Genomic DNA, 21652 nt, shown 5'->3' on the forward strand with positions numbered 1-21652 from the left:
TTGATCAGGGTGCCCGGCGGCGGCGTTCCACGTTGCCGTCGAACCCGCTGGCTTCAAGGCTGACGAAGCCGGTACGATTGGGCATCCGTACCTTCGGCAGGCTCTGCGCGTCGAGCGTCGCATTGGCCGGAACGATGCCATCGATCGACAGCAGATACGCGACCAGCCCATATACTTCGCGGTGGGTGAGCGATTGCGGTTCGGTCAACGGCATGGCGCGGCGGACGTAATCGAAGATCGTGGTCGCAAAGGGCCAATAGCTCGCCACCGTCTTGACCGGCTTTCGCGACGCAAGCGAGCCAACCCCGCCGGTCAGTCGATCCGCCAAACCGCCGCTCCCGCGCGGCCCATGGCAGGCGGCGCATTTCGCCGCATAGGTCGCACGGCCTTGCGCGACGCTGCCCGATCCGGCGGGGAGGCCGGTTCCGTCCGGTGTCACGGTCAGGTCCATGCGCGCGATCACCTCGGGCGAAGCCGGGCGCCCGAAGCCACGCTCGCTCGCCGCGGCGTCGCGGACTTGGTCGGTGCAGGCGAGCGCGCAGGCGGCGAGAACGATCGTGAGCACGCGCTTACGCATAGACGTGGCTCACCTTGCCCTGCGGATTGACCCGCCAGCTCTGGACCGCATTGCTGTGATAGCCCTGTCCACCGGCATAATGCGCGATCCACTCGGCACGACGCGGCTGCACCGCGCCCGTCTCATCCACCGCGCGGCTCATCAGCGTGGCGGCGCCGCCGTCCCAGCGCCACGGCAGGCGAAAGCGGGTCAGCGCCTTGGGCAGTACCGGCTCGCCGAGGGTTGCCTGCGCCCAGCTGGCGCCACCATCGGCGGATACGTCGACGCGGCGGATGCGGCCGCGCCCGGACCAGGCGAGCCCGCTGATCTCGCGCACGCCAGGACCGGCGAGATCGAAGCCGAACGACGGCGCCAGGATGATCGATTTCACGCCCATGCGCAGCGAGAACAGCTCGGCGCGACCGTCCGCCCGCAGATCGGTATATTTTGACGTTTCCTCGCGCGAAAAGGCTGGTGTCGTCATCAGCTTCAGTCGCCGCAGCCATTTGACCGATGCATTGCCCTCGATCCCCGGCAGCAGCAGCCGCATGGGGAAGCCCTGTTCGGGCCGCAACGGCTCGCCATTCTGGAACAGCGCGATCATCGCATCGTCGAGACAGATGGAAAGGGGGATGCTGCGCGTCATGCCGGCGGCGTCGCTGCCCTCCGCCTGCACCCAGCGCGCGTTCGGCGCAACGCCGGCCTCGCCGAGCAAGGTCGAGAGGCGCACGCCCGTCCATTCGGCGCCCGAGACCAGCCCGTTGAGCTTGCCCGCGCTGGCCTGCACCGGCTCGGGCGCGGCGATGGTGCCGCTGTTGCCCGAACATTCGAGAAAAAGGATCCGGCTTTCGCGCGAGTAGCGCAGCAGATCCTCGTATCGGAACAGCAGCGGCTGTCGCACCAGCCCGTGGATCAGCAGTTCGTGCGTGTCGGGTTCGATCGCAGGGACGCCGTTGTGATGACGCTCGAAATGCAGGCCGTTGGGCGTGATCGTGCCCTCCAGCCGCTCCAGCGGCGTGCGCGACGATCCCGAGCCGGCAAAAGGCAGATCGGGCAAGAGGCGCGTGATCACCTCGGATGACGACGCCCGCGTGCCATAGGGCGACAAGGGCGCGCCGGGTTCGCGCATGGCGGCGGGGGAGCGCATGATGGTCGCGGCGCCAAGCCCCGCGCCCAGACCGCCGGCGGACGCAGCGCCGGCGATCAGCAACGTGCGCCGGTGGAGAAGCCCGCCTCCTGCGACAGCCTCCTCCCGGCCGGCATGATTGTCAGTCATTCAACTTCCCTGTTGCCGTTCGGCCAGTCACCTGTCGGATCAGGCGACCTGCTGCGGTTCGCGCGATCGCTCAGGCGATGGTGCCACATCGTCGCGCAGCAGCGGCAGGAGCTCGTCCCCCTGACGGCGGATCTCGGGCAAATACGGTGTGTCGGACAGGACGAAATGGGTGATGCCCAGATCACGATATTTGCGCAGCGACACAGCGACATCGGCAGCCGACCCGACCAGCCATGTCGTCCCAGCCCCGCCACCGCCATAACGGCCCGGCGCCGTGTAGAGGTTGTCGTCGAGCACCTCGCCGCGTGCGTGAAGATCGAGCAGGCGCTGTTGCCCAACGGCACGCGAACGGCGATGCTCGTCAACGCTTTCGTGCTGCCGCGCCATCTCATCCACCTTGGTCTCGGCCTCGGCCCAGGCCTGTTCGGTGGTGTCGCGGATCAGGGTGGTGATGCGCAGCCCGAACTCGAGGGGCGCAAGGTCGCGATCCAGATCGCGGCTCAGCTTCTTCAACCGCGCGATGCGCTCGGCCACCCCGTCGAGCGGCTCGCCCCAGAACAGCTGGACGTCGGCGTCGGTGGCGGCGACCTTCTCGGCGGCGTCCGATGCGCCGCCGAAATACAGCCGCGGGTGCAGGCGGTCACCGCGGCGGATCGGATGCGGCGACACGGTCGATCCGGTGACGCCAAAATGCTCGCCGGCGAAATCGACGTTCTCTTCGGTCCACAACCGCCGGACGAGGCGCATGAACTCCTTGGTACGGCCGTAGCGATGCGCCTGATCGCCCTCGCTGTCGCCGTAAGCGGCGAGACTGTCCTGGCCCGAGACGATGTTGACGCGCAGACGGCCGCCAGTGAGATCGTCCAGCGTCGCCGCGGCGGAGGCGAAATGCGCCGGGCGCCAATAGCCCGGGCGGATCGCGACCAGCGGCTCAAACGTCGTGGTGCGCGCGGCGAGCGCGGTCGCGACAGTCAGCGTGTCGGGCCGGCCCCAACTCGTGCCGATCAGCGCACCCGCCCAGCCATGCTGTTCCAGCGCCAGGGCGTGTTCGGTAAGCGTGTCGAGGCTGCGATGCCCCTCGGCGGCAGAATCGCCACGATGGCCGGGTTCGACCTGATTGGGAATGTACCAGAGGTATTCGGAACTCATGGCCGGTCTCCTGACGTAGCGATCGATGGGGTTGGGGCGGGCTATTTCAGCGCGAAGCCGAGGCGGTGGAGGACGTCGCGCAGGACGTCGCGCCCGGCGAGCGAGTCGGGGCCGCGCACGCGCTGCGATGCCTGTTCGGTCCAGTCGCGCTCGGGCATTTCCTGCTCGCGCTGGAAGCTGCGCAGGCGGGCGTCGTACGCGGCGAGCGAGCGCGGCGCGGCTGCCTCGCCGTAGCGCTCGCGGAACAGCACGGCCTCTTGTGGCAAGCGCGGCTTCACCGAGGCTGGTGCCGCGGGATCAGGATGCCCGACGGTCAGGCCGAACAAGGCGAACGACTGCGGCGGCAATCCGAGCTCGGTCGCGACCTCGGCGGGCTTGTTGCGGATGCCGCCGATGTAACAGGTGCCAAGCCCGATCGCCTCGAGCGCCAGCACCGCATTCTGCGCGGCGAGCGACGTATCGACGGCGCCGAGCAGAAAGCTTTCCAGATAATGGAGCGCGTTGGCCGGTGTCCCCGTCTGTTCGCCGACTTGCGCCAGGCGGTGATGGTCGACGATCCACAGCAGGAACAACGGGGCGTGCAGGATCTGCTTCTGGTTGCCCGACAGCGCCGCCAGCCGCGCCTTACGCGCCGGATCCTCCACCGCAACGACGCTCCACGGCTGGAGGTTGGACGACGTGGCCGCCGATTGCGCCGCCGCCACCGCCAGCTCGATCGTGCCGGCCGGCAGCGGATCCGCGGTGTAGGCACGCACCGAACGATGCGCGAGGATCAGGTCGAGCGCCTCGCCCCACTTGGCCGGCAACGACAGATCATCGCGATAGCGATCGAACAACCGCGTCGCGAGCGGGTCCGCCGCCTGCGCGCGCTTGGTCCACGCCACGCCGCTCATGCCGCTTTCCCCCGGCGCCGACGATAGGTCTCGATCCGCGCGCCGGGCGGCGGGCGATCCTCACGCTCGTCGAGCGGCGCCTCTTCCACGCCGAGCAGCCGGTGGAGCAGCGCGCGCAGCTCCGCGATCCGCTCGCGCCGCGCCGCGCCGCTGTCGGGCAAGTCGACCGGCAGGTCCGCCGCCAGTCGCCCTTGGTCGAGCAGCACGATCCGGTCGGCGAGCAGGATCGCCTCGTCGATGTCGTGCGTGACCAGCAGGACGGCAGGATCGTGGATTTCCGACAATCGCTGAAGCAGCGCGTGCATCTGGATGCGGGTGAGCGCATCGAGCGCGCCGAACGGTTCGTCCGCCAGCAGCAGCTTGGGTTCGCGGACCAACGCGCGGGCGAGGGCCACGCGTTGCTGCTCACCGCCCGACAGCTCATGCGGCCAGGCCCGCTCGCGCCCCGCAAGCCCCACTTCGGCAAGCGCTTCCAGCCCGCGCCGGCCCGCCCCGGACGCGCCGAGCAGCACATTGTCGATGACGCGCATCCACGGCAGCAGACGCGCGTCCTGGAAGATCACCGAGAGGCAATCGGGCAGGACGATCTCGCCCGTGCCTTCCGCATCGTGATCGATTTCGGCGAGGGCGCGCAGCAGCGTGCTCTTGCCCGATCCGCTGCGCCCGAGCAGCGCGACGAATTCGCCCGGCGCGATGTCGAGATCGATGCCGTTGAGCACGCCCTTCTGCGTGAAGGATCGCACCAGGCCGCGCACCTGCACGGCCGGCTGGTCACCGAGCGCGCTCATCGACCCAGCGTCCTGCGCCAGCTGAGCAGGCGTCGTTCAAGCTGCCGCACCAGCGCGTCCGAGCCGAAGCCGAGCAGCGCATAGACGACGAGGCCGACCAGCATCACATCGGTCTGCGCATAGTTGCGCGCCAGCGTGACCATGTAGCCGATGCCACTGGTGGCGTTGAGCTGCTCCACCACCACCAGCGCGAGCCAGGACGAGGTGACGCCGAAGCGAAGGCCGGTGAGGAACCCCGGCAGCGCGCCGGGCACCACCACGTGGCGCAGGAACTGCCACCGGCTCAGCCGCACCGTTTCGGCAAGCTCGACATGCCGGATGTCGATCGCGCGCAGCGCGTTGTGGGTGTTGATATAGACCGGGATGAAGACGGCGGTGGCGATCAGCGTGATCTTCATCGTCTCGCCGATGCCCAGCCACAGGATCATGAACGGGATCAGCGCCAGGATCGGCACACCGCGCTTGATCTGCACCAGACCGTCGATGACGTAGCCGCCGAGCAGTGACAGTCCGGACAGCAGCGCAAGCGCCGCACCGATGGTGATACCAAAGCTTAGCCCGGTCATCGCGCGGGCAGCGGAGACGGCGAGATGCTGCTGCAACCGTCCTTCCTGGATCAGGTCGACGCCGGTCGTTACCGCTGTCCAGGGCGCCGGCAGGATGCGCGGATCGAGCCAGCCGGTTGCCGAAAGCACGCACCAGTAGAGCAGCAGCAGGCCGGGGCCGAGCAGCGCGCCATAAGGGGCGGCGGTGCCGGGGCCGAGGCGCTGCTTTGGCGCCCGGCGTGGCTGAGCGGCAGGCACCGCGACGGGCGTTTCCACGCGCAGCGGTGGCACATGCAGGCCTTGGGGAAAGGCGTTCATGATCGGGCTCCTTGAACGGAAAGGGCGGCGTCACCGGCGATCGTCTCGAACCGGCGGTCGAACAGCGTCGCGGCGTCGATGCGTGGGCGCTTGGTCTCGGGGCCGAGCGTGTCGACCGCTTCCTGCTGGTAGGCGATCGCGCCGGTCCAATCGCGGGGCACGGCGACGTTGCCGACATAACCCGCCATCACCCGCGCATCGGCGATCGGCAGCCCTTGCTCGCCAGCGTAATAGCCGTGCGCGAGTTCCTCGGGATGCGATCGCATCCAGGCCTGGGCGAGGCCCCAATAATGCGCGAACTGGCGCAGCGCCGCAGCCTTGCCTGGGTCGGCAAGCGCGGCCTCTGGAACATAGACGTTGCCGCCATCGTCGCGGAACGGCGGATGCGGCAGGATCCTGGCGCCGTCCGCACCGAACTTGCGCACGTAGCGTTGTGCGACGAGGTCGCCGCGGAGCGGAGCGGCATCGACCACGCCTGAGGCGAGCGCATTGGCATAGACGTCACCGCCGATGCTGGAAGGCAGTTCGACCAGCGTGACGGCATCACGCGGGATGCCCAGCGCCTTCAGCGTCTGGATGACGACCTGCGCCTGCACCTGGCTGGGGCTGAAGGCGATCCGCTTGCCGCGCAGGTCCGCCAGTGTGCGGATCTTAGCGTTAGGCGCAATGCCGAACACATAGGCCTGCCGCTTGGTACGGTCGGCATATTCGCGAAAGGCGATGATGCGCACCGGGATGCCCGTCCACACGGCGTGGATCGGCGGCACGCTGGCACCGAAGCCGACGTCGAGCACGCCGGCGTGAAATGCCTCGGTCACGTCGGGGCCGCCGGTGATTTCAGCCCATTCGATGCGGAACGGCAGCTTCTTGTCCCAACCATTGTGCTGGAACACCCACCGGCCGACGGGATCGCCGACGCGCAGCACGACGCCGGGCGGCACCTCCTCGGGCAACGGTGCCGTGAGCGGCAAACCGCCTTTAGCCTCGGCCGAGCGCCAGGCTGGCGCGAACGCCACCAGCAGCCCGATCGATGCAAGCACGAAGAGGAGCAGGGCGGCCGACCCTCGCGGCCACCGGGTTGCCGCGGACGCCATCAGGCCGGCACGGGCTCGGCCGGGACCGACTTCATCTGCTCGGCCGGATAGCGATCCCCCACCGTGGTGCCGTGCGGAAAGGCGGCTTCCAGTTCCTCGATCGTGCCTTCGTCGAGTGCGATCTCGCCGGCGGCCCAATTGTCTTCGAGGTGACGGATGTGCCGGGTACCGGGGATCGGCACGACGTTCTTGGACAGAACCCAGGCGAGGCTGACCTGCGCCGGCGTGACGCGCAACCGTTCCGCGACGTCCTCAATCGCGCGGCGGCGCTGCGCGTTGGCGGCGATCGCGTCCGCCTGGAAACGCGGATGGATGTGCCGACGGTCATTGGCCTCGGTAGGTTGCGCACCCGCCAGGAAGCCGCGGCCCAGCGGGCTATAGGCGACGAACCCAATGCCCAGTTCGCGCGCGCTGGGCAGGATCTCCGCCTCTACCTCGCGCGTCCACAGCGAATATTCGCTCTGCAGCGCGGCAATTGGGGTGATCGCATAAGCGGCGCGAAGCTGTGTGGCGCTCACTTCCGATAGGCCGACGCCGCCGATCTTGCCCTCGTCCCGCAGGCGACCGAGTTCGCCGACGGACTCCTCGATCGGCGTGTTGGGATCGACACGGTGCAGGTAATAGAGGTCGATCTGCTCGACGTTCAGGCGATGAAGGATCGCCTCCACCGCCTCGCGCGCGGACACCCGCTGGCCATCGCTGCCACGGCGATGCGTGAACTTGCTGGCGATGACGAGGCCGTCGCGGCGGTCGGCGATCGCCCGTCCGAGCAGCTCCTCATTGTGCCCGTTGCCATAGCCGGTCGACGTGTCAAAGAAGGTGACACCGAGCGCGATCGCGCGGTGCAACGTGCGGATCGACTCGGCTTCGTCGGCCTGCCCATAGGCATGCGACAGGCCCATCGCGCCGAAGCCTTGAGCGCTTACCGTCAGCGTTCCGATCCTGGCCAATGCTGTGCTCCCGTTTTTGGTCGGGCCCGTTGTGGATCCGGCGCACGATTTGCTGCGACGCAGGAAAACTTCAGGTCGATCTAGAATCCCTACTTATCCTATAGGAATAGTGGAGTACATACTCGCATCCTCAATGGGAGCGAGGGAATCTATGAAGCTGGCCACTCAGGGAGGGCGCTGGAGCGTGGTGCGTGCACTGCTGGCGGGTGCGTCGCTGTTGGCGTTGCCAACGCTGGCGCGCGCACAGGACGCGGTCGCGATCGGCAACGATCGCGGCGAGGATGTGGTGGTCACCGCACGGCGACGAGCTGAGAACATTCAGGACGTTCCGATCTCCGTGCAGGCGATCAGCGGCGAGACGTTGCAGCGCAAGGGGACGATTGACCTGCAAAGCCTGATCGACCAGACACCCGGCCTGAATTCCACCGGCGGCAATCCGCGCAACTTCTCGATCACGATCCGCGGCATCGGCTATGCGCCGACCGCCGCGGACGGCCTCGACAATGCGATCGGCGTCTATTTCGACGGCGTGTACCAGGCGCGGCCCGGTCAAGTCCTCCAGGATCTGGTCGACGTGCAGAGCTTCGAGGTGCTGCGCGGCCCACAGGGCACGCTGTTCGGCCGCAATGCCGCGGCCGGCGCGCTCAACATCACCTTCAACAAGCCCAGCTTCACGTCCAGCCAGACATTCGAAGCGTCGTACGGCCGGTATAATTTCGCGCAGGGTAAGGCGATCGTCACTGGTCCGATCACCGAAAACATCGCCTTTCGCACCGCAGCCTTCGCCACCTATGCCGATGGCTGGATATCGACGCCGCTTCGTCCCGCCTTTGCACGCGCGGCGCGCGACAAGGGCATCTATGCTCCCACCGCGACCACCGAGGACACGACTGCCGGCACGTGGCGCTGGGGTGTCCGCCAGCAGTTCCTGCTCGAGGCAGATGATCTCAGCGTTAACCTGTCCGGCGACGTGAATGTGGAACGCGACAGTTCGTCAGGCTTCAGTTCCGGCGGCGGCGTTGCGGAGGTGTTCGGACCCGGCAATTGGGGCATCAACACGACGGCGGCGCAGCAGGCGCGCGTCACGACGGCGCTGCGTGCGCTTGGCCAGATCGAGAACTTCGGCGGGGTGCGCAACTGGACGCCGACCGTCGATCCGCGGTCGACCGTTACCAACAACTATAATCAGACGCGCACCACCAATGCCGGCGTGTCGCTGACCGCCGATTACGATTTCGGCGGCGTGACGCTGACGTCGATCACCGCATGGCGGCACTGGAGTTTCGACCCGCCGCAGGACAGCGACAGCACGCCGATCGACATCTACCAGAACATGGCAATCAGCAAGAGCAACCAGTTCAGCCATGAAGTTCGCTTCGCGTCGGACAAGAGCGGTCCGATCGAATGGCAGGTCGGCGGCTTTCTCTATTACTCCAAGCTGAAGGACCATTACGTCATCCACCAGTTCGGGGCGGACGTGATACCCTGGTACAACGCCTACAACACGCTGGCTAGCGCCGCCTTCACGCCGATCCCGCTGTCTTTGCGGCAGCAATTGACCGGTGCGCAGATCATAGAGAACACCACCGTCGAGAACCGCAATGCGGCGATCTACGGCCAGGCGACATGGCACATCAGCGATGCGTTGGATCTGACCGGTGGCCTGCGCTACACTTATGATCGCAAGAACGGCAGCAGCCCGGTGGACACCAGCCAGCTTCCCACCGCATTGCCGGCCGGCATCACCAATGCGCAGCTGAACGCCTTCTACAACGCCATCGATGCCGTGCAGCGGAACCCCGGTCTTGTTTATCGGGTACCCGGCTATCCGACGAGCGTGGCCACCAGCGGCTATCCTGTCGATATATCCACGTCGGACGACAACCTGTCGGGTACCGCCAGCCTGTCGTACAAGATCACGCCGAATCTCACGACCTATGTGACTTATGCGACGGGCTTTCAGGCTGGCGGGCTGGACTTGAACAATCGTTCGCTCTCGCCCAACGCACCGCCTGTGCAGCCGACCACGACGTCGAACATCGAGGCGGGTGTAAAAGGCTCCTTGTTCAACCGCTGGGTGACCTTTGCCATCGCCGCCTACGAGGAGAAGCTGGAAGGTTTCCAAACCTCCATTTCCTTCATCTTGCCCGATGGGACGGCGCAGCGCGGTGCCACCAACGTCGGTGACATTCGCGCGCGCGGCGTGGAGTGGAGCCTGGCTGCGCGGATCGGATCCGGCATCCGATTGACGTTCGACGGCAATTACAACGACGCTGTCTATACGCGCGCGCCCTCGCTGCCGGCACCCGCGGAACTGAGTTACAATGGGATCGCCAACATTGATGCCGAGGGGCAGCGCGCGCCTTACGCGCCTAAATGGGCGCTCTCGCTGACTCCGTCTTGGGATGCGCGCATTTCGGACAATGCCGAATTCTACAGTTACGCCCAGTATTCCTTCACCAGCGGCTATGGCACGGGGGTGACCCAGTCGATCTATACGCAGGTGCCAAGCCAACATAACCTGAACCTGCGGGCAGGCGTGCGGCTGGAGAACGACAGGTACGACGTTTCGCTTTATGCCAACAACGCTACCAACGAGCGGAACATCATTTCACTGGCATTGTTGGCAGCCCCGGCCGGCGCAGGCGTGACCGCGTATCTCGGCCGCACGGTGAATTATAATCAACCGGCGCGGTACGGACTGACGGTGCGGGCAAGATACTGAGTAGGCACGCGGTCGCAACGATGCGGACGCGCTAGATCAGCTTGGCAGCGATCGGCCGCAAGGCGGTCCAGAAAACGGGCAGCAGGTCACTCGGTTGTCTGTAGTGCGGCTTGAGCGGATCCACGAATGGCCGGTGTCGGCGTAACCGGACGTTTCCTGTCGCGGTGCCGAACGGCAGAAAAGTCCCAGTTCACGTCGCTCCAGGACGCAACCTAGGCTCCGCGGTACATGACAAATCGAACATGAACAGGTGGCCGCTTTCGGGAAGCGCAAATTGGCTCGTAAATGGCAGCTAGTGGGTCGTGACCCCTGAGCGGTCGATCGCAGCTTGGCCATTTCGATCCTTCTCCGGGGTCGTTGCAATCTTTCAACCCGCTGCCTTTGGAGCCTCGAGGCTTTCCGTTTCTTCGTCTCGACCAACCATTACGGGAAAAAGGGGCTGAAGGGCGAGGTTAGCTTGATCGGCGGCTCGATATTCCCGTCACGGGTTCGCCTGTGGGAACGGCAAGCACCGGCACAGCCGGCGACATCGCTCTGCCTGCTCCAATCCTCGAGCCGAACGTATGTCCTACTGCTTTGAGGAAGCGCCTATATTTACCAGGTTGTTGTCGCTGCTGGCGACCGGCTATGAACATCCTGTCGCCTTGGCGACAGCTCCCATGATGTACCGAGAATGATGATGACCACCGAGACCAACACCGTCGAACTTGCAACCGAGCTGACCATTGCATGGCTTGGAAATCCTAACACCCGTACGTCGGCTGATGATGTTCCCGCATTTTTGAAGTCGATGTATGAGGCCGTCACGAGCCTCCGCTCTGACCCGGGCGAGGTCGCGAGCAATGAGGATCCCGCTGAATACATCCCGGCGGTGTCGGTCCGTAAGTCACTGGCGAGCCGCGACCACATCATTTCGATGATCGACGGCAAGCCTTACAAGACGTTGCGCCGTCATCTGGCAACCAATGGCCTGACGCCTGAGGAATATCGCGCGCGTTATAACCTGAAGCCCGACTATCCGATGGTCGCTGAGGCCTATAGCGAGAGCCGTCGTGCGATGGCGCACAAGATCGGGCTTGGTCGCAAGACCGGCGCCGGAGCCAATGCCTCTGCGCCTGCTCCGGACGCAGCAAAGCCCAAGCGCGCCAGCAAAGCCGCTGCGGCCGCTGACGCAGAATAACAAGATACCGCACTCGGAGCCCCCTCGGCAACCAGACCCGATGGAGCGCGCTTTTCGTCAGGGCAGGCATGCCTGTCCTGACGAAGGGGAGGCCGGTTTTCTCATAATGACCGGACCAAGGACGGGCTGAAGCTGACCTTGATCCAGACCGTCATAACCGAGGTACTCTTCAGAAGGGGCAGCTCAAAAAACGATATTCATGTGCATAAAGCCGCAAATATCTCCACCGCATGTATGTCAAATCCCACACAAAACGCGCGACAGCCTCAGCGGCGTTATGATTATGATAAACAATTCAATGGGTTAGGATCATGTGCCATAATCTTTGGAGAGGCGGCAAGAGCGTTTAGTATCGGCACAGGGAGTACTGGAGGTCTGACGTGCTACGCAGTGAAGGTGCAGTTGATCTTTATGCCGTCGGGGCAGAAGAACAGGATATTCTAGATTGTCTCGGCACCGCAAGGCAGGCGCTGTCCTATTTCGATGCCCCTTTATTGTCTGATTTGGGCCAGTTTGACGATCCGGATCAAGCAAAACGTCATCTAGCTATTATTGTTAAAGCCCTAGAGATCGCAACTAGTGCTATGAACAAGATTTACAAATCTACCCCTCTTGGGTTGCAACTTGGTAATTGATAGGTGATTGGGCAGCTCCACCAGCAATAACAGTTGTTAGGTTGTGGACTCATAAGCAGGCGTCAGGGCCGAAACGCTTCGCTAGCCGCATGAGACGGTAGATCAGCAGATGCATTTTTGAGGGTTATTCGGTGCGGCCGAAACACCAATCCCATGGCTTAATCATGAGCAGATTTATGGCCGGAGCCAGAACTTAAATCTTCGGTCATGGATTTAGTTGATAGAGTTTCTCAATTGCTACCGAGAAGCGGCAAGCCGTTTCATAGAAGGTCTCCCCCGCCACGGCCGGGCGTAGGTGAAGCGAACCGGAATTTGAGGCCGGCAAAACGGTATCGCCGCTTCTAGCGCAGGTGAGCTTGCCCAATAAGATGGGCGATAGGGCGCCTTTTCGCGAAATACGTGAAGGTATCATCTCATGGGATCGCAGCAGCAATCGTTTGTACAGCGAGCCTTAATGATGCTTTGGCATATCGGATACACCGGCCACCGATGATCGGGTGCCGTGCACAGGAAGTAAGTATGCGCCGTACCTTATTACCTTCGATTTTGTTGCCGCTGCTATGCCTCGGGGCTCCTCTTCAAGCCCAGGGCACCGTTGAAACGGACAGCGACTATCTCCAGCACCGCGCGGCGACGTTGAAGGACCGCATCGATATCGCGGTCAAAGAGCATCACCTGACCGGTAAGAAGGCTGCGAAGCTGCGTCTCGCCGTTGGCAAAGTGCAGACGGAAGCCGGTCATCTTCAAACGGTGAATGGCACTATCAGTCGGCCAGATACCGATCGAATGAACCAGAAGCTCACCGACGTTGAGCGGACACTGACTCACCAACCCTGATCGCGTCGCGGGCGCGGCGTAAGCTGCGCCCCCTCCCAAATGGTGGCCAATTAACCAAGGTGTTCCCGTTCTCGATGGTTTCCGGGACACCTTCCGGCCTAGCGAGCGGCAGCTAACCGCTGCGGGCTGCTGATAGTAGCTGGGGGAAAGTCCCCATCCGGGCCGTTCTATGCGCCTGCACATGCTGGCCAATAATGGTCTATTTGCCTGAACAAACGGCGGGTTTCGGGGATCGTCCTAAAGGCGCTGAATGGCCGGAAGTGGGTCGTCTTCTCAGCGATAGGGCACGGCGGTTGCCCGCCCATAAGCACACGAACCTTACGTCGCTACGCGCATTCGATACCCGACGCTCGTTCAGGAAGCTGACCCAGGTATAGGTGATGGTAACGTATTGATTACGAACGCTCCTTTCGAGTGGGCCCTCGCTACCTATATGGCCGCGATGAATATCGCGTTTCTCTTCATCGCAGAGGCTTATCAAGCTTATCATGGGGCAGCTGTCGCCTTTGAGCTGCTCCAGCGGCCGGAGGTAAGCGTGACCTTCTACTACAACGACCCGGAGGTTCCCCATCACCTTGAGCGCATCAGGCGCGCCTATGGAGTGCCGCCTGTAGCCTATGTCCGCCTTGCCCGGAGCATCAAGACCAAGGCGGTGCAAGCTATGCGTGTGTTTGGTCTGGATAAAGAAGCAGTCCTTCGGTCAAACGAAGCCCAACTTGCGCTCCATGACGCTGTGGTGTCGCTTGAGGATACCGCGGAGATCCTGTTTGGCGACAAACCAGCGCCCGAACGCCCCGCCCGCATCTTGATCGTTCATGGCGCTGGCGACCGATACGTGCCGTCTATGCCCCGCCGGGCTCGGTTCGACTTCATCATAGTCCAGGGCGAGAAAATGAAGCAGCGCTTCCTCGACATGGGTATTGCCCGCGTCGGCCGGATTACCGCGCCAGGCTACCCAAAGCTGGACACCAGCCGGCGTCTGGTAGCAGCCGCACGGCCCTTGTTTGCAAATGACCGGCCAATTGTTCTTTATAATCCTCACAAGGTGCGCGGGCTTCAGTCGTGGAGCAGCTTCATCAAACCCATGCTGCGCGATTTCGCCGCGCAACAGGACTACAATCTGATTGTGGCGCCTCACGTTAAGATGTTTCGGAGGCGCTCGAAATATGCTCGCAACCGCTGGCGTAGCCGAAGCACGGCAACGATCCTGATAGACCCAGAGTCTGACCGATCGGTAGACAACAGCTACACCACTGCCGCGGATATTTACGTCGGCGACGTTAGCAGTCAGGTTTATGAGTTTCTCGCCCAGCCAAGGCCGTGTGTGTTTCTGAATCCCCATAAGGTCGATTGGGGCAACGATCCACACTTCAAATTCTGGCATCTTGGTGAAGTTATTGAACGACCCGATGACTTGATGGCGGCTATAAATAGAGCCACTGAACGACACCCCGCATATTTGCAAAAACAGCGTGAACTTACCAGAAGCTCGTTAGGAGATACATCAGCGGGAGCTGCATCCCGTGCCGCGTCCGACATTATTGCATTCCTTGACAAAGGAGCGGGAGCGGCGGGCTGTTCGTGGTCCGCTTCCCCTTATTAACCACGGAAAGCAGACGTTCCGCTCGGCCTCCCGAATCAAGCCAACCAGACAGCTTTGCGGAACACCCACGAGCCTCGAACACCGAGATGAATGAGCGACCGGAGTCGGGAGGCGGCAGGGCGCCCGCAGCGACCGTATTTGGGTCCTTCGTCCCAGCATCAGCTGATCACAGCATTTTGCAGCACCGATCGCGACTCAAACCATCGTCACAGCGGCATAGCCGCTGCCGGCGCAGCATGTAGCCGTTCGATGTCGGCACGTGGAGGCGCACCGAACAGTCGCCTGTATTCGCGGCTGAATTGCGATGGGCTCTCATAGCCGACGGCAAAGCCTGCGGTGCTCGCCGTGGCGCCCTCGGCCAGCATCAGGCGTCTGGCCTCCTGCAACCGCAGCTGCTTCTGATATTCCAGCGGGGTCATGCGGGTGATAGCCTTAAAGTGTGCGTGGAGAGAGGAGGAACTCATCCCGGCCTCGGCTGCGACGTCGTCAATGCGGATCGGCGCATCGAAACGCCGGCGGATGGCGGCAATCGCGCGGCTGACCTGATTGAGATGGCTGCCAGCGGTTGCGACGTGACGAAGCATCGGACCGTGCGGTCCGGTGAGCAGACGATAGTGGATCTCGCGCTCGATCAGTGGTGCGAGCGCACGGATCGTGTCGGGTCGGTCGAGCAGCCCGACCAGCCGGCATGCCGCGTCGATCAGGTCGGGATCGCCTGGGTAGACGCCAAGCACCGGCAGATCCGTACGGACCACCCCGCCGCCCTCGCTCGCCATGGGATCGGCCAGCATCGCGGCATCGAGATCGATCTTGCAGCAGAGATAGGGTCGCTCGGGGCTCGCATCGAGTACATGACCGACCAGTGGCAAGTCGACCGAGACCAAGAGGTAATGGGCCGCATCATAGACGACGCTGTGCTCGCCGATCGACACCCGTTTCGACCCCTGGGCTATTATGCAAATAGAGGCCTCGTAGACGGCAGGCGTGGGGGTGCTCGGCGCGTCGGCCCGGATCAGCGACACACGCGGCATCGCCGTGCTGCAAATGCCTGTTCCCACGACGTGTCGATCGATGAGGGTGGAGAGTTCGGCGATCCGGTCCATACCTACGATCCTTCCCTACTCGCGGGCTATGAGCAATCGCCCGGCATCGATTCTGGAGGATCGTGCAAGCCATCCGGGCGATCGCTCTACCGCCTGAGACGGGCGATCGCCCATCTGCGTCCGGTCACCACAACGGAAGGACCGCATCATGGCAGGAATTATCGACAAGGTCGTCCTCATCACCGGCGCGTCGAGCGGGATCGGCGAGGCAACTGCGCGCGAATTGGCTGCGGTCGGTGCCCGGCTGTTCATCGGCGCGCGTCGCGGAGAGCGTCTGAAGGCGCTGGCGGAGGAACTAGGCGAGACCGTCGCCTGGCGCGAACTCGACGTCACTGACGGCGCCGACTTCGACGCCTTCGTCGAGGCCGCTGAAGCACGGTTCGGACGCGTCGACGTGCTGGTCAACAATGCGGGTGTGATGCCGCTCTCGCCGCTCGGTGCACTCAAGCGCGACGAGTGGAAGCGGATGGTCGACGTCAACATCCACGGCGTCCTCAACGGCATCGCCGCGGTCCTGCCGCGGTTCGTGGCTCAGCGGAGCGGCCATGTCGTCAATGTCGCCTCGGTCGCCGCGCACATGGTGATGCCGACTGCCGCGGTTTATTGCGCCACCAAACATGCCGTGCGCGCCATCACCGAGGGGTAGCGGCAGGAGCATGACGAGGTCCGTTCGACGTTGATCTCGCCGGGCGTGGTCGCCACCGAGCTGGGCCATGACATCACCAATCCTGAGGTTGCGGCGGCACTCACCGGATGGCGCAAGAAGTCGCTGACGCCGGACGCGATCGCGCGAGCCGTTCGCTATGCCATCGAACAGCCGGAGGGTGTCGACATCAATGAGGTGATCGTTCGCCCGACCGCAGCGGACATGTGAGTGCTTGGGCGTGCCGGTGCCGAAGCGGGGACACCCAAACGACGGGTTCATACACATTGACGAGCGCTGAGATCAGTTAGCCAGGAGGGGATCGAAACGACTGGGGTTCGGTCATGATCGCATAGGAGGCCATTGCGGCCGTCAACGCGCCACCAGCATCTATTCTAGATCGGTTCAACCGACCATGAATGTGGCCGAACGCCGGACCGTAACGGCAGCTTGTCCGTTCAGCGTTCCTGATCTTGCACTGTTTGATGGATATCGCCGACCATGCCCAACCATTCCGCATCGCCCATATTGCAGCCCGTCCAGATCGGTGACCTGTCGCTGCGCAACCGCATCGTCATGGCGCCGTTAACGCGCAGCCGTTCGAACGACGACGGGATCCCGCCCGCTTTCGCCGCAGACTATTACGCACAGCGCGCTGACGCCGGGATCATCATAAGCGAAGCGACCAACGTATCTCCCCAGGCGGTCGGCTATGCGTTGACACCGGGCATCTGGAACGACCAGCAAATCGAGGCGTGGCGCCCGATCGTGCAGGCTGTCCATGATCGTGGTGGCGTCATGTTTCTTCAGTTGTGGCATACTGGGCGCATCTCGCATCCGGACCTACAGGGCGGAAAGCCGCCGGTCGCGCCGTCGGCCATCAAGCCGGTCGGACAGGCGTTCACCAAGGATGGGATGAAGGACCACGTCACGCCGCGAGCCTTGGAAACGGACGAGATCCCTGGCATCGTCGAGGATTATCGTCGCGCCGCCATTAACGCCAAGGCAGCGGGATTCGATGGGGTCGAAGTTCATTCGGCGAATAATTATCTGCTTGAGCAGTTCGTCCGCGACAGCACCAACCGGCGAACCGACCGCTATGGCGGGTCAATTGAAAACCGTCTGCGCTTCCCCCTCGAGGTCGTCGATGCGGTCGTCGGCGTTTGGGGCGCAGGGCGTGTCGGCATCCGATTGTCGCCGGCGACGACAATGCCCGGCGAGACGCCGCTCGACAGCACCGTGATGGAAACCTTCGGCACCTATGTTGATGCGCTGTCTCAGCGCGGCCTACTCTATGTCCACGACATCGAGGGCGTGACGCAGCAGACACGTGACGCAGATGGCGTCGACTTTGCTGCGCTGCGCAAGCGCTTCAAAGGGGCTTATATCGCGAACAACCAGTACACGCTTAAGCTGGCCGAGGAGGTTCTTGAGCGTGGCGATGCCGACCTGTTCAGCATGGGGCGGCCCTTCATTGCCAACCCAGATCTTGTTGATCGCCTGCGCACAGGTGCGCCGCTTGCAGAAGCGCCAAAAGAATATTGGTATGGCGGCGGGTCGGTCGGCTATTCCGACTGGCCGACGATGCGCGGAAATCCGGATCGCGGCTGAGCCAGCCCCCACATCAGAGCCAGCCGTAGGATCGAGCTCATACCGCAGGTTAATCGCGATGAGGCCTCCGGGTGTCGGTGAGCGAGGTCGGGGTTGTGGCCACCGTCGGCGCAGGGGCGATCGCAAGTCCAGCCGCCGCGCCGACAGTGCTGCCATTGGCGCTGCTTCTCTAAATTTTTCCTCGGCAAGCTGCCGTGCGGTTCGGCGGGGAGAGCGCCTATGACGCAGTCCCCGCTTCGGACATTAATGGGGGTCCGAAGTTGGAGCTCCGAAGATGACACCTGAATGTCCGGGATTGGGTGATTGTGTTGAAAAAGGCCGTCTTGCAGTAGTGTCGCTGGTCTGATTCAATCTTCGCGAGGTGAGCGGAGACGGGCCGATGATGGGCGAGCGGACGGTAGCGCAGGAGGCGCTGTTCTACAGCTTCAACCTTGAGCGGCACGTGCCGGCGGACCATTTGCTGCGCTCGATAGACCGGTTCGTGGATCTGTCGGGCATTCGCGAGGAGCTGAAACCCTTCTACAGTGAAACGGGTCGCCCCTCGATCGATCCGGAGCTGATGATCCGGATGCTCATCATCGGCTATTGCATGGGTATCCGGTCCGAGCGGCGGCTGTGCGACGAAGTGCATCTGAACCTGGCCTATCGCTGGTTCTGCCGGTTGGGGCTGGAGGGCGACGTGCCTGACCATTCGACCTTCTCGAAGAACCGGCACGGACGCTTTCGCGACAGTGACCTGTTGCGCCGGTTGTTCGAGACGACGGTCGCACGCTGCATGACCGAAGGCCTGGTGGGCGGCGAAGGGTTTGCGGTCGACGCCAGCCTGATTCGCGCCGATGCCAATCGCCAGACCGGCGGTCCGGGCAGCGACGGCGTGCCGCCGGACGCCGACAGTCGTGCGGTACGCGAGTATCTGGCCGTTCTCGACGATGCCGCGTTCGGCGCAGCGACACCGGTAGTGCCTAAGTATCTGGCGCCGGCCGATCCGGCATCGCGCTGGACCAGCGCGCATCGCGGGCCGGCCTTCTACGCCTACTCGACCAACTACCTTATCGACCTCGACCACGCCGTCATCATGGACGTGGAAGCGAGCACCGCCGTGCGCCAGGCCGAGGTGACCGCGTGCAAGCGCATGATCGCGCGGGTGCAGGACCGCTTCGGCGTCTGGCCCGAGCGACTGGCGGCGGACACCGCTTACGGCTCGGCGGAGATGCTCGCCTGGCTGGTCCACGAACGTGACATCCAGCCCCACATCCCGGTGTTCGACAAGTCGGCCCGCCGCAACGGCACTTTCGAACGCGATGCCTTCACCTACGACCATGATGACGACAGCTACGTCTGCCCTGGCGGCAAGCGCCTGAGGCCCAGGAACCGCAACTTCGCGACCGCCCGGGGCGACGTCGGCCAGGACGGCTTCATCCGCTATCGCGCGCGACAGCAGGACTGCGGCGGCTGCGCCCTGCGGGAACGCTGCACGCCCAACATGCCGGCGCGAAAGGTCACCCGCTCGATCCACGAAGGGGCTCGCGACTTGGCCCGCGATATCGCCACCACTGACGCCTACGTCACATCTCGCCGTCAGCGAAAGAAGGTCGAGATGCTGTTCGCGCACCTCAAGCGCATCCTGAAGCTCGACCGGTTGCGCCTGCGCGGTCCAAACGGTGCAAGAGACGAGTTCCACATGGCGGCCACCGCCCAGAACCTCCGCAAGATGGCAAAGCTCATCCCGATACCGGCGCAGCCACTGCCCGCCTGAGCCGGTCAGCCCTGTACCGCCCGACTCAGCTGCAACTCGTCGCCCGGCCCAACGCCCACTTCTTCAACACAATCGGGTCACTCTTGCCAGTGAGCCGACGCTTCGCCCTTCGAACGAGCCAATGACTCATGCTAGCGATCGCGTGGAGTCAGCGCCGGCCCCGCCTCTCAAGTTACCTTATCGAGGGTTATTGGCAGATCGCGAACACGGGTGTTGGTGGCATCATAGATCGCGTTGGCAACCGCTGCGGCGACGCCGGTTATGCCGATCTCGCCGATTCCGTGTGCGCCCATCGGGGCATGGGGATCGGGAATGTCGGTCCAGATCACGTCGATTTCGGCACGTCGAGATGAACCGGCAAGTGATATTCGGCAAGGCTGGGATTCATGATCCGACCGTTGCGTTCGTCGAACTGTGTCTCCTCCATCAGCGCCATGCCCAGTCCCATGATGATGCCACCGCGGAACTGGCTGCGGGCTGTCTTCGGGTTGAGGATGCGGCCGCAATCGAACGAGCCCAGGAACCGGCTGACGCGCGTCTCGCCGGTGACGGCGTTGACGCGCACTTCGCAGAACAGCGCGCTGTGCGAGTGCATCGACCAATGCATCAGTTCGAGAGGGGCCGACCCCGCCTTGGTCGCCGATATGCTGTCCCGCTGCGACCGGCCGAGGATCGAGGCATAGCTCTCGTGGCGGCCCGGATCGGTGAGGCTGGCAAGACCACCATCGAGACAGCCAACCTCTTCCGACGACAAGCCAGCGAGCGGGGAATCGTTGCCGGCCAGCTTGATAAGATCGCCGACCAGCGCGCCGTGAGCGGCGATTACCGCGGCGCCGATCGCGGCGGTCTGCTGCGAGCCTCCGGCCATGATCGCACCGGGGATGGCGCTGTCGCCATAGCCCACTTCGACTTGGTCCATCGGCAGGCCCAACCGTTCGGCCGCAACGATCGCGGTGGTTGTGGACGTGCCCATCCCCATTTCGGCTGCCGCGACCTCGACCAGCGCCTTCACCTCGGCGCCGTCGCGGGTCAGCGTGATGCGCGCCTCCGCGCCGGGCATGCGATAATAGGGGTAGGTGCCGGTCGCGCAGCCGACGCCGATGCGCCATTCACCGTCACGCCGCGTGCCGCGCGGAGGCCGCGCGTGCCAGCCGAAGCGTTCAGCCCCGTCGCGCCATGCCTGGGCGATGTGGCGCGAGGAGAAGGGCAGACCGGAGGTGGGATCCTTCTCAGGTTCGTTGCGCAGGCGCAGCTCCACGGGGTCGATCCCCAGTTCCACCGCCAGTTCATCGATTGCAGATTCGAGCGCGAAGGTGCCGACGGCCTCGCCGGGCGCGCGCATGAAGGTGTTGGCGAGCATGTTCATTCGCGCCACCTCTACCTTCAGCAGGATGTTGGGCGCGGCATAGGCGGCCTGGGTGCCGAGGATGAACGGCTCGGGCATGCTGTTGTGCGGCGTCATCACCGAAAGGCCGGTATGGATCAGCGCCATGAACCGCCCGTCCGCGTCGGCGCCGATGGCCACGCGCTGCTCGGTCAGCGTCCGGCCGCCGACCACGCGATAGACGCCCTCGCGCGACAATGCGATCCGAACCGGACGGCCAGAAAGCTTCGCGGCCGCGGCGCCGATGACCTGATGGTCCCATAATCCCTTGCTGCCGAAACCACCGCCCACGTAGGGCGAGGTGAGTCGCACCTTTTCGGTCGCAAGGCCGAACGTGTCCGCCATCGTTTGCGCCTGTTGCGTCACCATCTGGCTGGCGTCGTGGATTACCAGCTCATCGCCGACCCAGGCAATGGTGGCGGCGTGAGGCTCGATCGGATTGTGGTTGTGGCGCGGCGTGCGGTAGACGCGGTCGACTTTGTGCGGGGCCGCGGCGAACGCCTTCTCGGCGTCGCCGACCTCCTTCAGCAACGGCTGCCCCATGAACAGCCCCTGCTCGATGCCATTCGCTTTTGCAGCCGCGAGCGTTGAGCTGCCCCCTTCTGA

The 21652-nt window shown here is 63.9% G+C and carries 16 protein-coding genes and 2 pseudogenes; 8 read left to right on the forward strand and 10 right to left on the reverse strand.

Going from position 1 to position 21652, the window contains the following annotated elements; genetic code table 11:
- Window positions 1-4: 4 nt before the first annotated feature.
- Genes GQR91_RS09225 through GQR91_RS09260 form a run of 8 tightly spaced genes read right to left on the reverse strand, consistent with a single transcriptional unit; the run spans window position 5 to window position 7569 of the window.
- Window positions 5-577 (reverse strand): c-type cytochrome, encoded by a 573-nt coding sequence (locus tag GQR91_RS09225; RefSeq protein ID WP_235904208.1) that lies wholly within the window; start codon window positions 575-577, stop codon window positions 5-7.
- Window positions 570-1832, reverse strand: a complete 1263-nt coding sequence (gene soxC / locus GQR91_RS09230) for a sulfite dehydrogenase (protein ID WP_149683590.1) — start codon at window positions 1830-1832, stop codon at window positions 570-572. Before soxC ends, GQR91_RS09225 begins: the two co-directional genes overlap by 8 nt.
- A 39-nt stretch (window positions 1833-1871) precedes the next feature.
- Window positions 1872-2981, reverse strand: coding sequence for an LLM class flavin-dependent oxidoreductase (locus GQR91_RS09235; protein WP_149683591.1), 1110 nt, complete (start codon window positions 2979-2981; stop codon window positions 1872-1874).
- 41 nt (window positions 2982-3022) lie between these two features.
- Complete coding sequence (locus tag GQR91_RS09240; protein ID WP_149683592.1) at window positions 3023-3874, reverse strand: NADPH-dependent oxidoreductase; 852 nt, start codon at window positions 3872-3874, stop codon at window positions 3023-3025.
- A complete protein-coding gene (locus tag GQR91_RS09245; RefSeq protein WP_149683593.1) occupies window positions 3871-4662 on the reverse strand; it encodes an ABC transporter ATP-binding protein in 792 nt (263 codons plus the stop codon). The genes GQR91_RS09240 and GQR91_RS09245 overlap by 4 nt, the downstream gene beginning before the upstream one ends.
- Entirely contained in the window at window positions 4659-5525 is an 867-nt protein-coding gene (locus tag GQR91_RS09250; RefSeq protein ID WP_149683594.1) for an ABC transporter permease, read from the reverse strand. Before GQR91_RS09250 ends, GQR91_RS09245 begins: the two co-directional genes overlap by 4 nt.
- Window positions 5522-6619, reverse strand: a complete 1098-nt coding sequence (locus GQR91_RS09255) for an ABC transporter substrate-binding protein (RefSeq protein ID WP_162853782.1) — start codon at window positions 6617-6619, stop codon at window positions 5522-5524. Before GQR91_RS09255 ends, GQR91_RS09250 begins: the two co-directional genes overlap by 4 nt.
- Complete coding sequence (locus GQR91_RS09260; protein ID WP_149683595.1) at window positions 6619-7569, reverse strand: aldo/keto reductase; 951 nt, start codon at window positions 7567-7569, stop codon at window positions 6619-6621. Before GQR91_RS09260 ends, GQR91_RS09255 begins: the two co-directional genes overlap by 1 nt.
- A 151-nt stretch (window positions 7570-7720) precedes the next feature.
- On the opposite strand from GQR91_RS09260, the gene GQR91_RS09265 reads away from it, so the two are divergent.
- The 5 genes from GQR91_RS09265 to GQR91_RS09285 all read left to right on the forward strand — a co-directional run bounded on the left by GQR91_RS09265 (window position 7721) and on the right by GQR91_RS09285 (window position 14549).
- Window positions 7721-10294, forward strand: coding sequence for a TonB-dependent receptor (locus tag GQR91_RS09265; RefSeq protein WP_160146869.1), 2574 nt, complete (start codon window positions 7721-7723; stop codon window positions 10292-10294).
- Window positions 10295-10973: 679 nt separating this feature from the next.
- Window positions 10974-11474, forward strand: a complete 501-nt coding sequence (locus GQR91_RS09270) for a Ros/MucR family transcriptional regulator (protein ID WP_149683601.1) — start codon at window positions 10974-10976, stop codon at window positions 11472-11474.
- 380 nt (window positions 11475-11854) lie between these two features.
- Window positions 11855-12109, forward strand: a complete 255-nt coding sequence (locus GQR91_RS09275) for a hypothetical protein (protein ID WP_149683597.1) — start codon at window positions 11855-11857, stop codon at window positions 12107-12109.
- 519 nt (window positions 12110-12628) lie between these two features.
- Entirely contained in the window at window positions 12629-12946 is a 318-nt protein-coding gene (locus GQR91_RS09280) for a hypothetical protein (RefSeq protein WP_149683598.1), read from the forward strand.
- A gap of 433 nt (window positions 12947-13379) precedes the next feature.
- A complete protein-coding gene (locus GQR91_RS09285; protein WP_211368593.1) occupies window positions 13380-14549 on the forward strand; it encodes a CDP-glycerol glycerophosphotransferase family protein in 1170 nt (389 codons plus the stop codon).
- 206 nt (window positions 14550-14755) lie between these two features.
- Here GQR91_RS09285 and GQR91_RS09290 read toward each other — a convergent pair whose 3' ends face one another.
- Window positions 14756-15652: an AraC family transcriptional regulator gene (locus tag GQR91_RS09290; protein WP_149681957.1), complete on the reverse strand. Its 897-nt coding sequence runs from the start codon at window positions 15650-15652 to the stop codon at window positions 14756-14758.
- 148 nt (window positions 15653-15800) lie between these two features.
- On the opposite strand from GQR91_RS09290, the pseudogene GQR91_RS09295 reads away from it, so the two are divergent.
- From GQR91_RS09295 to GQR91_RS09305, 3 genes and pseudogenes are all read left to right on the forward strand, one after another.
- A pseudogene (locus GQR91_RS09295) lies at window positions 15801-16526 on the forward strand (SDR family oxidoreductase).
- A gap of 270 nt (window positions 16527-16796) precedes the next feature.
- A complete protein-coding gene (locus tag GQR91_RS09300) occupies window positions 16797-17906 on the forward strand; it encodes an alkene reductase (RefSeq protein ID WP_149681956.1) in 1110 nt (369 codons plus the stop codon).
- A 379-nt stretch (window positions 17907-18285) separates the two neighbouring features.
- Complete coding sequence (locus GQR91_RS09305) at window positions 18286-19662, forward strand: transposase (protein ID WP_149681955.1); 1377 nt, start codon at window positions 18286-18288, stop codon at window positions 19660-19662.
- A 167-nt stretch (window positions 19663-19829) separates the two neighbouring features.
- On the opposite strand, the pseudogene GQR91_RS09310 reads toward GQR91_RS09305, so the two are convergent.
- Window positions 19830-21628, reverse strand: a pseudogene (locus tag GQR91_RS09310) (xanthine dehydrogenase family protein molybdopterin-binding subunit); the annotation flags it as partial.
- Window positions 21629-21652: the final 24 nt, after the last annotated feature.

This window comes from Sphingomonas carotinifaciens (assembly GCF_009789535.1).
In the GTDB taxonomy this organism is placed as follows: domain Bacteria; phylum Pseudomonadota; class Alphaproteobacteria; order Sphingomonadales; family Sphingomonadaceae; genus Sphingomonas; species Sphingomonas carotinifaciens.